The sequence below is a fragment of the Bordetella genomosp. 13 genome, assembly GCF_007679965.1.
GTDB lineage: Bacteria > Pseudomonadota > Gammaproteobacteria > Burkholderiales > Burkholderiaceae_B > Bordetella.
The window spans coordinates 347,936-356,929 of record NZ_VEHL01000008.1 but is presented as its reverse complement, the minus strand read 5'-3'; the positions used below and the strand labels follow the sequence as shown (position 1 = coordinate 356,929).

The following is an 8,994-nucleotide window of genomic DNA, read 5'->3' as shown; positions in this document are numbered from 1 at the left end:
CTTGAAACGCTCGTCGTACTTCGCCATGCAAAAACCCCCGAAGGTCGGATCTCGTCCAACTTTCAGGGGTCAGTTCAGGCAGGCGTCCTTTTTCATTTGGGGCACGCTGGCGCAGCGGTATCCGTGGAATTGCCGGCAATGACCCCATCCTGGCCCGCGGCGCGCCACCGCGGACGCGGCACGTCAATCCAGGCCGTGGAACACCGAGTCATCCGGACCGATGTGCGAGGGATGCTTCCAGGTGACGTCGCGCATCGAATGCTGCACCAGGTCTTCCACGCCCAGCAGCACCGCGAAGATGGCCATGCGGATGGGAATGCCGTTGTCGGTCTGGCGGAAGATGGCCAGGCGCGGGTCGTGGTTCAGGTCCACGCTGAGGTCGTTGGCGCCCGGGCGGCTGTCGCGCGGCAGCGGATGCATGACGATGGTGTCGGGCGAGCAATAGGTGTCGATGATCTCGCGCGAGATCTGGAACTCGGGCGTGTAGCCCTCGCCTTCCTTCTCTTCGGACGCGAAGCGTTCTTTCTGGACGCGGGTCGCATAGATCACGTCAGCGCCCGGCAGGCCATCGGCCAGCGAGGCCTTCTGTTCGATCACGTTGCCGTTGCGGGCCGCCTTCTCGACGATATAGGACGGCATTTCCAGTCCGGGCGGCGCCACCAGCGTGAACTTCACGCCCTTGTACAAGGCAAGCAGCTTGATCAGCGAGTGCACGGTACGGCCGTACTTCAGGTCGCCGACCATGGCGATGTGCGCGCCGTCCAGCAGCTTGCCCAGGCGCGAGAACTCGGTCAGGATGGTGTACAGGTCCAGCAGTGCCTGGCTGGGGTGCTCGCCCGGGCCGTCACCGCCGTTGACCACCGGGATGTTGGTGGCCTGCGCGAATTCCGCGACCGAGCCCTGGTCGGGGTGGCGGATCACCATGGCGTCGACATAGCCGCTCATCACGCGGCTGGTGTCGTAGATGGATTCGCCCTTGGCCATGGACGAGAACGTGAAGCCGGTGGTGTCGCAGACCGAACCGCCCAGGCGGCAGAAGGCCGAGCCGAAGCTCACGCGCGTACGGGTGCTGGCCTCGAAGAACAGATTGCCCAGCACCGCGCCCTCCAGCACGCGCGAGACCTTCTGGCGGCGCGCGATGGGCTGCATCATGTCGGCAACGCGGAACAGGTCCTCCACCGATTCGCGCGTGAACTGGTCGACCGACAGCAGCTGGTGCTTGCCGTCGACGGCGATGCGCTCGCGCAGCGGGCCGGCTTGTGCGCTTTGCGTATATTTCTCGAGCAGATCGCGGTTCTGCACGATCTCGCTGACGAAGCGCTCGACCACCTCGGGCATCGCCCGGAATTCCTGCGAGCCTTCCGGCAGCAACCAGGTGTCCAGCGCACGGCGCTTGACGCCGATGCGCGCGGCGAACACGTCGCGGGTCAGGTTGAGGCGACGCATGGCGTCGCGCAGGAATGCTTGCTGGGGAATGGACATTGGCACGCCTCGGAGCGGTGGGTGACTATACGCAATGCGCATATTACGCCTGAGCCCCACGAGCGTCCATCGGAAATTGGCGGCGCGGACGCTACCCGGGCTGGCTGTCGCGAAAATGCCAGCGACGCCCGCGGCAAGCCGACGACCCGACGCAAGGACCGGCGCACGACGGCGTATGGCCGGCCACCGTCCGGCCGTACGCCGCTTCGGTGCCACGCCCAGGCACGCGTCAGATGCCGACGTCCATGCGCCGCGGCGCCTGCTGCGCAGGCGCCGCCACCTGGGTGTAGAACGCGCCCGCGGGCGCCGCGTCCCCGCCGCCATCGTCGACCGATACGTCCTCGGTCAGCGAGGTCCAGCAGCCGGCGCCGAAGCCCGCCAGCGCCAGCAGGTAGGCGCCCAGCGCCAGCACCAGCGCGATACGGCAACGCAGGGACACGCGTCCATCGGCACGCCGGCGCGCCCAGCCCAGGTGCGCCAGCAGCGCCAGCACGGCGGCCAGGCCGGTGGCCAGCAGGCCGATCAGGAACCAGGCCAGCGGCACCTGCAGGTCGTCGGGCGGCGCGACGTCGCCGCCGAGGATGCCCAGCGAGAATCCGGCCAGGGCCAGCGCGGCCACGCCGTTCAGCCAGCCGGCCATGCGGATCGCCGCGCCCAGCAGCGCGTAAGGCGCCCCCCGCATGCCGGCTACTGCCCGGCCCGGCAGACGGGCGTGGCGGTCTCGATGGAACGCCGCGCGGCGGCGAGTTCTTCCTTGTCCCAGGGCGCCTCGCCCAGCACCCGCACCGTCACCTTGGCATTGGACGGGCCATCCATGGCGGCGCTGAGGATCTCCAGGATGCGCAGCGGTTCGCCGCTCTTGAACACCTGGACCGTGTTGGGCGCGTCGCGTACCCCCAGCGCGCGCGTGGATTGGTAGACGGTGCCGTAGCGGTGCTGGCGGTTCTCGTGGCAGACGCGCACGTATTCGCCGGCGCGCCGGTACGCGGCCTGGTAGTCGGCCGCGACGCTGAAGGTTTCGGAGATCCCGGGCTGCTCGCTCAGTCCGGTGTTGGCGCAGCCGCCAAGCACGCCGGCCGCTGCCAGTACGCCGATCCAATGAAGTTTGCGCATTGCTTTCCCTGCCTGCACCACAATTGCCGAATTATGCATCACACACCAAAGACAAGGGCCGCGGCCTGAAGCCCGCGGCCCCGAAAAGACGGCGCTGTCGCGCGCCGACGACTACTTGTTGCGCTCGGCCGAATTCTGGATGGCCTGGCCGCCCTTCTCGATGTCCTTGCCCGCGCCGGCCATGGTGTTGCAACCCGCCGTGAACGCCGTCATCACGAGCAGCGCAACCATCAGTGCTTTATTCTTCATGGCAACTCCTTGCTGAAAAGTGGGTGCTAACAGGCCGCCGGGCGCGGGGCGCGCCACACGCGTGTAACCGCGTCCCTATCATACGCGTCGCCGGCGCCCATGCGCATCAGGCCTGCGCCTGCGACAAGGGCCCCTGCCAGGGCTCGGCATCGGGATGGAAACGCGTCTCCTGGAAGGCCGCCTGCGAGGCATTCAGCAAGCCCTCGTCGACCACCTGTCCCAGCGCGCGCCGGCACAGCGTTTCCATGTCGTCGGGCAGCGACTGGAAGACGCTGTCCGAAATGCGCAGGCGCAGCATGGCCGCCTCGGGCGCGCCCTGCCTGCCGATGTGGATGTGCGCGGGAAATCCGTGCGGACGCCACACGCCGATCTGATAGCAGCCTTGGTCGCCCAGGTCGGCAATGTAGCCGGGATGGTTGTATTTGGCGGTACCCATTCAGCCCTCCTCCGGTTGGTCCGAGCTCGCCGCCCGTGCGGCGCGGACCGGCCCATCGTAGCGCAGGGCGGGTCAGGGTGGATGCTTGCGGGGGGCAGGGAAAACGCCAAACGCCAGACGCTTTCGATCAGTCCGGCACAAGGGGTCCGGAAAACAAAAAAGCCCCGATTTCAATTAAGAAACCAGGGCCTTCTCGATGAAACTTGGTTGCGGGGGCAGGATTTGAACCTACGACCTTCGGGTTATGAGCCCGACGAGCTGCCAGACTGCTCCACCCCGCGTCTGAAGAAAAAGATATTAACGTATTTCGCGATGGCATGCAAGCGAGCCCGCAGGAAATCCCGCACCGGCGACGGCGGCGCCACGCAATACAGCCGCGCGCCGCCCACGCTATGCAGGAATACCACGCCCGCCTGTTCCACCCGATGCACCTGGCCGCTGGCCAACGGCACGCGCGACCGCGGCCGCAGGACATTCCAGTCGTCCCCGCCCGCCATGACGCTCTCGCGCAGCAGGATCGCGCCGTCGGCGCAGGCGATGATGGTTCCCGCCGAGGCGTTCAGGCGGGCCTCCTGGCCGGGTTCCAGCAGGAGCCGGCAATCGTCGGGAGGGGGTTCGGTGTACGGGGACATGAGGGCGCTCCGGAAGCGTGTGAAGATGGAGACAGCGTACGGATCGGCCGCCGTGCGCAACAGGCACACGCCCGCTGTTTCTGTAGCGCAACAGCCGCCGAACGCGAGCTCTGTTATGGTGGCTTTTCCACCTATCTGTGCCTGTCGCGGCGCCTGCCGTGCAGGCATGCTGAACGCATGGAAACCGAGCTTCTCTATCTGCGCGTCGCCGCCCATTACCGCCGCGCCATCGACACCGGCGTGCTTGCGCCGGGCGACCGCCTGCCGTCGGTGCGCAGCCTGATGCAATCGCACCACGTCAGCCTGTCCACGGCGGTGCAGGCCTGCCGGCGCCTGGAGGAAGAAGGCCTGGTCGAGGCGCGCCCGCGTTCCGGCTATTTCGTGCTGCGGCCGCGCCGGCCGGTGCTGGCTCCCATCGCCGAACCCGAGGTATTGCGCACGCCGGATCCCGCGCAATACGTCGGCATCCACGACCGCGTGTCAGCCTTCATCGCCAAGTGCGAGTCGCAAGGGTGCGGAGCCAATTTCGCCCTGGCGGCTCCCCCGGCGGAATTCCTGCCGGTCGAGCCCCTGAAACAGGCCATGATGCGCGCGTTGCGCCGCAGTCCCGAGATGCTGTGCAGCCGCGTGCCGCCCCAGGGCCATCCGGCGCTGCGCACCGTGCTGGCCCGGCGCGCGCTTGAATTCGGCGTGCAGACCCATGCCGATGAGGTCATCGTCACGCATGGCTGCATCGAGGCCATCAACCTGGCGTTGCGCGCCGTGGCCCAGCCCGGCGATGTCATCGCGGTGGAATCGCCCACCTACTTCGGCCTGCTGCAAGTGCTGGAAAGCCTGGGCATGCGCGCGCTGGAAATTCCCACTCGGCCCCAGCATGGCCTGTCGGTGGATGCGCTGGAGCTGGCGCTGCAAGCCTATCCAGAAATCCGCGCGGTGGTCACGATCCCCAATCATCACAACCCGCTGGGTTGCGTGATGCCCGATGCCGACAAGGCGCGCCTGGTGGCCCTGTGCGAGCAGCGCGGCGTGCCGCTGGTCGAGGACGACACCTACGGCGCCCTTGGCGACAACGGCGCGCCCACCGCGCTCAAGGCCTGGGACGGCACCGGCAACGTCATCTACTGCGCGTCGATGCACAAGACGCTGGCTCCTGGCATGCGCCTTGGCTGGATGCTGGGGGGCCGCTGGCGCCACCGCATCGACATGCTGAAATATGCGCAGACCCGTCCCAACGAACCGCTGGGCCAGGTGGCGGCCGCCGACGTGATGAGTTCGAAGTCCTTCGACCGGCATCTGGCACGGCTGCGGAGCCGCCTGCGAGCGCAACGCGAGGAGATGGCCGATGCCATCGCCCGCTATTTTCCGCCCGGCACGCGCCTGAATACGCCGACGGGCGGCATGCTGCTATGGGTCGAGCTGCCGGCCGGCACGTCGGGCGCCGCCGTGTTCGAGCGCGCGCTGCGCGATGGCGTGCGCGTGGCGCCCGGCGCCATCTTCTCGAACTCGGACCGCTACGACCATTTCCTGCGCGTCAGTTTCGGCGAGGCGTGCACGCCGGCCACGATACGCGCCCTGCGCCTGCTGGCCGACGCGGTCGAGGCCGAAATGCCTCGAGCCGCGCGCGTTGCGGCCTGATCGCGCGCAGACTGAGCACGCTTGCCAAGCCCTTGAGCGCAAAGCGCTTTTCCGTCCTGTCAGAACACTATCCCAAGACTTGTCCACAGAAGCTGTGGGCAAGTCCGGGCAGGAGGGCCTACTTCAGCGCGCCCAGCACCGTGTCGCGCACGCTTTCGTAGCCCGCCACGTATTGCGGGTTCTCGGAGCGAGCCAGCAGGCTGGCGTATTGCTGTTCCAATTGCGCCTCGATGGCCTCGCGCAGGTTGGGCGAGGTCTTGGCCAGGTGCAGCAGCGCGCCCAGCGTGGCGTTCAACGCTTCGATGCGGCCGCCCTGGTGGGAGATGGTGTGGACGATGACGGCAATCTGTTCCTGCAGTTCCATGATGACCTCGCTTGGATATCGGCCCGGATGCTAGCACGCAGCCGCGGCCCCGGCTGGCGCGCCGCCGGTCACGGTAAACTGTGGGCTTCCTCCATCGGACGTCTGCCGTGAAGCCCTTGCGCCACCTGCCCCTGCTGCTCTGCCTGTCGTTGCTCGCCGCCTGCTCCAGCATCAGCGAAGTCACGCCGGTCGGCAAAGAGCAGTACCGCGTTTCCTACAACGCCGGCATGCGCGCCATGACCTGGGTGGAACTGAAGAACGCCACGCGCGACCGCGCGCAGGCCTATTGCCAGCAGAAGGGCCAGCGCATGGTGCGGCCGGAAGTCACGTCCAACCATGCCACGGGCCTGATGCCCAAGAAAGCCATCGTCACCTTCAGCTGCGAGGCGCAACAGGAGCCCTCGGCGGCGCCCGCCAGCACCCTGTGACGTGGCCGCGGGGCAGGCCAGCTCCGGACCGCGGGCGTGCATGCGGCATGGTGCGCACTGGCGGACGCTAGCCGCGCACCCAGTCCCGCACGTCTTCCGCCACGGGCACGGCCGCCAGCAGCAGCAACAGCGCGGCCAGCGGCAGGGTGGCCGCGAAACCGATGTGCGCGAATCCCAGCGCCCCCGCCACGCCACCCCCGAAGAACAGCACGATCAAGAGGCTCAGCGTGCCGAGCTTCTCGCGGTTGGCGCGAACGGCCGGCGTGCGCTCGTCCGATGCGGCGGCATTCCAGTAGAGCAGCTTGCCCAGCTCTATGCCCACGTCGGTGACCATGCCGGTGACGTGGGTGGTACGGATCTCCGCGCGCGACACCTTGGTCACCATGGCGTTCTGCAAGCCCATGATGAAGCACAGCAGCATCACAGTGGCGGGCACGAACAGCCAACGCAGCTGCCCCAGGTGGCCGCCCAGCAGCCCGAAGCAGATCAGCAGGGCCGCCTCGACCATCAACGGCAGGGCATATTCGCTGCGCAGGTGCGCGCGGCGCGCGAGGTTGATGATGATGGCCGAACTGGCCGATCCGGCCATGAAAGACAGCAGCGCCCCCAGCCCCTGCAGAAACAACGCGGTCCAGCCGAGCACCACGTGGTCCGCCATGGCCGAGACGATGCCGGACATGTGCGACGTGTACTGCTGGACCGCCAGGAAGCCGCCCGCGTTGGCTGCGCCCGCGACGAAGGTGAGGTAGCAGGCCAGTTGCCGGTTGGCGGCCGGGGTGCGGACGCTGCCGGTCAAGCGGCGCAGATAGGGAATGGGCATGGTGGCACGCGGCGAACCGGACGGCTCATTCTACGCCCGGAGGTCCGACGGCCAGTGTCGGGGTAGTCCGACAGCGCTGGCGCAGTACGGTCGTGCGCAGGCCGGCGTGGCTGCCAACGCGGCGGTCGTGCGGCGCGCGGCGCGGCGGCCAGCGCGGCGCCCTACTTCGACAGCGTGGCGATCAGCGCGTCCACCGAATATGGCTTCTGCACCAGCTCGAAACCATGCGAACCCTGCTCGGCCAGCACGTGGCTGTAGCCGCTGGTGAGCACGACGCGGATCGCCGGCCACCGCGCGCGCACGCGCTGCGCCAGCTCCACGCCGTTCATGCCGGGCATGACGACATCGGTGAACACCATGTCGAAGCCGCCCTGGCTGTCTTCCAACGCGCGCAGCGCCGCCGCGGCGTCCACCACCCAGGCGGGATCCTGGCCCATCTCGGTCAGCAGATTGGTGACGAACGAGCCGACGGTGTCGTTGTCCTCGACCACCAGGATCCTGCGGCGCGCCAGCTCCTGGCCCGTGGCGTCCAGTGGCCGGGCGGGCGCGGGCGCCCTCTCGACGACGTCGCGATCGGTCCTGGGCAGGTACAGCGTGAAGGTCGTGCCCTCGCCCGGCTGGCTGTTGGCGATGATGTCGCCGCCCGACTGCTTGGCAAAGCCGTACACCTGGCTCAGGCCCAGCCCCGTGCCCTTGTCCACGGTCTTGGTCGTGAAGAACGGCTCGAAGATGCGCTCGAGCAGTTCAGGCGCGATGCCCGCGCCCGTGTCGTGCACCGTGACCGCCACGAAATGGCCGTCGAGCCCGCGATGCGGACGCGACGGCGGCACGCCTTCGACCTGGTCCACCGTCAAGTGCAGTTCTCCGCCATTGGGCATGGCGTCCTTGGCATTGACGATGATGTTCAGCAGCGCGGCCTCGAACTGGCCCGGATCGGCGTGCACGACACACGGCCGATGCGCCACGGTGCGCGACACCTTGACCGTCGCGCCCACCGTGGTGTTGATCAATTGGCGCATGCCTTCGATGCGTTCCCGCACGTCGAAGTATTCGGGCTCCAGCGGCTGGCGGCGCGCGAAGGCCAGCAGTTGCCGCGTCAGCCGGGCGGCGCGCTCGGCCGTCTCGACGATGGCGTTCAGATAGCGCGTGCGCTTGTCATCGGTGATCGTCGGCCGGCGCAGCAGCTCGGCCGAGGAACGGATCACCGTCAACAGGTTGTTGAAGTCGTGCGCGACCCCGCCCGTGAGGCGGCCGATGGCTTCGATCTTCTGGGCATGATGCAGCTCGTCGCGGGCGCGCTGCACTTCCTCTTCCGCCTGCCGCTTCTCCGTCACGTCGCGCGTGACCTTGGCATAGCCGATCAACTGGCCGGCCTCGTCGCGGATGGGATCGATGACCACGTGGGTCCAGAAGCGCGAACCGTCCTTGCGCAGGCGCCAGCCTTCGGATTCGAAGCGGCCTTCCCGCGCGGCGACCTCGAGCGCGCGCCACGGCACGCCGGCCGCGCGGTCCTCGGGGGTGTAGAAAACGGAAAAATGGCGGCCGATGATCTCGTTGGCCGTGTAGCCCTTGAAGCGCTCGGCCCCGGAATTCCAGCTGCTGACGTAGCCATCCGCGTCCAGCAGGTAGATGGCGTAGTCCTTGACGGCCTCCACCAGCAACTGGAAGCGACGCTCTCCGGTGAGCAACTCCGAGATGACAGGACGGCGCTCAGGGAAAGTCATGGCGGGGAAGGTCTCCAGGTAATCGGGGCGGCCGGCCTACAGCCGCGGCTTGTGCATGTCGCACGCACACCTTGCCGCCAGGCACGAACACAATATCCAGTGGATTATGCA

Annotated in this window: 9 protein-coding genes, 1 tRNA gene and 1 pseudogene; 2 read left to right on the top strand and 9 right to left on the bottom strand. The window is 67.8% G+C overall.

The genetic code is table 11. The annotated features are described in order from the left end of the window. Positions 1–183: 183 nt before the first annotated feature. The 6 genes from FS845_RS20125 to FS845_RS20100 all read right to left on the bottom strand — a co-directional run bounded on the left by FS845_RS20125 (position 184) and on the right by FS845_RS20100 (position 3,561). Positions 184–1,482 (bottom strand): aspartate carbamoyltransferase, encoded by a 1,299-nt coding sequence (locus tag FS845_RS20125; protein WP_144638629.1) that lies wholly within the window; start codon positions 1,480–1,482, stop codon positions 184–186. Between the two features lie 229 nt (positions 1,483–1,711). Beyond that, positions 1,712–2,164 carry a hypothetical protein gene (locus tag FS845_RS20120; protein WP_260986366.1) on the bottom strand — a complete coding sequence of 151 codons (453 nt, stop codon included), beginning with the start codon at positions 2,162–2,164 and terminating at the stop codon, positions 1,712–1,714. A 5-nt stretch (positions 2,165–2,169) separates the two neighbouring features. Beyond that, positions 2,170–2,595: a BPTD_2524 family lipoprotein gene (locus tag FS845_RS20115; RefSeq protein WP_144638627.1), complete on the bottom strand. Its 426-nt coding sequence runs from the start codon at positions 2,593–2,595 to the stop codon at positions 2,170–2,172. A 111-nt stretch (positions 2,596–2,706) separates the two neighbouring features. Next, positions 2,707–2,844: an entericidin A/B family lipoprotein gene (locus FS845_RS20110; protein WP_144638626.1), complete on the bottom strand. Its 138-nt coding sequence runs from the start codon at positions 2,842–2,844 to the stop codon at positions 2,707–2,709. Between the two features lie 106 nt (positions 2,845–2,950). Further along, positions 2,951–3,280, bottom strand: coding sequence for a hypothetical protein (locus tag FS845_RS20105; protein WP_144638624.1), 330 nt, complete (start codon positions 3,278–3,280; stop codon positions 2,951–2,953). Positions 3,281–3,484: 204 nt separating this feature from the next. Beyond that, positions 3,485–3,561 (bottom strand) — tRNA-Met (locus tag FS845_RS20100). A gap of 528 nt (positions 3,562–4,089) precedes the next feature. Here FS845_RS20100 and FS845_RS20095 point away from each other — a divergent pair. Then, positions 4,090–5,547 (top strand): PLP-dependent aminotransferase family protein, encoded by a 1,458-nt coding sequence (locus FS845_RS20095; protein ID WP_144638622.1) that lies wholly within the window; start codon positions 4,090–4,092, stop codon positions 5,545–5,547. 118 nt (positions 5,548–5,665) lie between these two features. Here the strand turns inward: FS845_RS20095 and FS845_RS20090 are convergent, their stop codons facing one another. Further along, complete coding sequence (locus FS845_RS20090; protein WP_144638620.1) at positions 5,666–5,911, bottom strand: hypothetical protein; 246 nt, start codon at positions 5,909–5,911, stop codon at positions 5,666–5,668. Positions 5,912–6,018: 107 nt separating this feature from the next. Between FS845_RS20090 and FS845_RS20085 the strand changes: the two genes are divergently transcribed. After that, entirely contained in the window at positions 6,019–6,339 is a 321-nt protein-coding gene (locus FS845_RS20085) for a hypothetical protein (protein WP_144638618.1), read from the top strand. A gap of 85 nt (positions 6,340–6,424) precedes the next feature. Here FS845_RS20085 and FS845_RS20080 read toward each other — a convergent pair. Both FS845_RS20080 and FS845_RS20075 read right to left on the bottom strand, forming a co-directional pair. Then, a pseudogene (locus FS845_RS20080) lies at positions 6,425–7,159 on the bottom strand (YoaK family protein); the annotation flags it as partial. Positions 7,160–7,320: 161 nt separating this feature from the next. Continuing rightward, positions 7,321–8,883 (bottom strand): PAS domain-containing sensor histidine kinase, encoded by a 1,563-nt coding sequence (locus tag FS845_RS20075; protein ID WP_144638614.1) that lies wholly within the window; start codon positions 8,881–8,883, stop codon positions 7,321–7,323. Between the last annotated feature and the right edge of the window lie 111 nt (positions 8,884–8,994).

Excerpts from the sequence above, each read along its gene's own strand:
- FS845_RS20115 (WP_144638627.1), bottom strand. The coding sequence starts at position 2,595 with ATGCGCAAACTTCATTGGATCGGCGTACTGGCAGCGGCCGGCGTGCTT.
- FS845_RS20125 (WP_144638629.1), bottom strand. The coding sequence starts at position 1,482 with ATGTCCATTCCCCAGCAAGCATTCCTGCGCGACGCCATGCGTCGCCTC.
- FS845_RS20110 (WP_144638626.1), bottom strand. The coding sequence starts at position 2,844 with ATGAAGAATAAAGCACTGATGGTTGCGCTGCTCGTGATGACGGCGTTC.
- FS845_RS20105 (WP_144638624.1), bottom strand. The coding sequence starts at position 3,280 with ATGGGTACCGCCAAATACAACCATCCCGGCTACATTGCCGACCTGGGC.
- FS845_RS20090 (WP_144638620.1), bottom strand. The coding sequence starts at position 5,911 with ATGGAACTGCAGGAACAGATTGCCGTCATCGTCCACACCATCTCCCAC.
- FS845_RS20095 (WP_144638622.1), top strand. The coding sequence starts at position 4,090 with ATGGAAACCGAGCTTCTCTATCTGCGCGTCGCCGCCCATTACCGCCGC.
- FS845_RS20120 (WP_260986366.1), bottom strand. The coding sequence starts at position 2,164 with ATGCGGGGGGCGCCTTACGCGCTGCTGGGCGCGGCGATCCGCATGGCC.
- FS845_RS20075 (WP_144638614.1), bottom strand. The coding sequence starts at position 8,883 with ATGACTTTCCCTGAGCGCCGTCCTGTCATCTCGGAGTTGCTCACCGGA.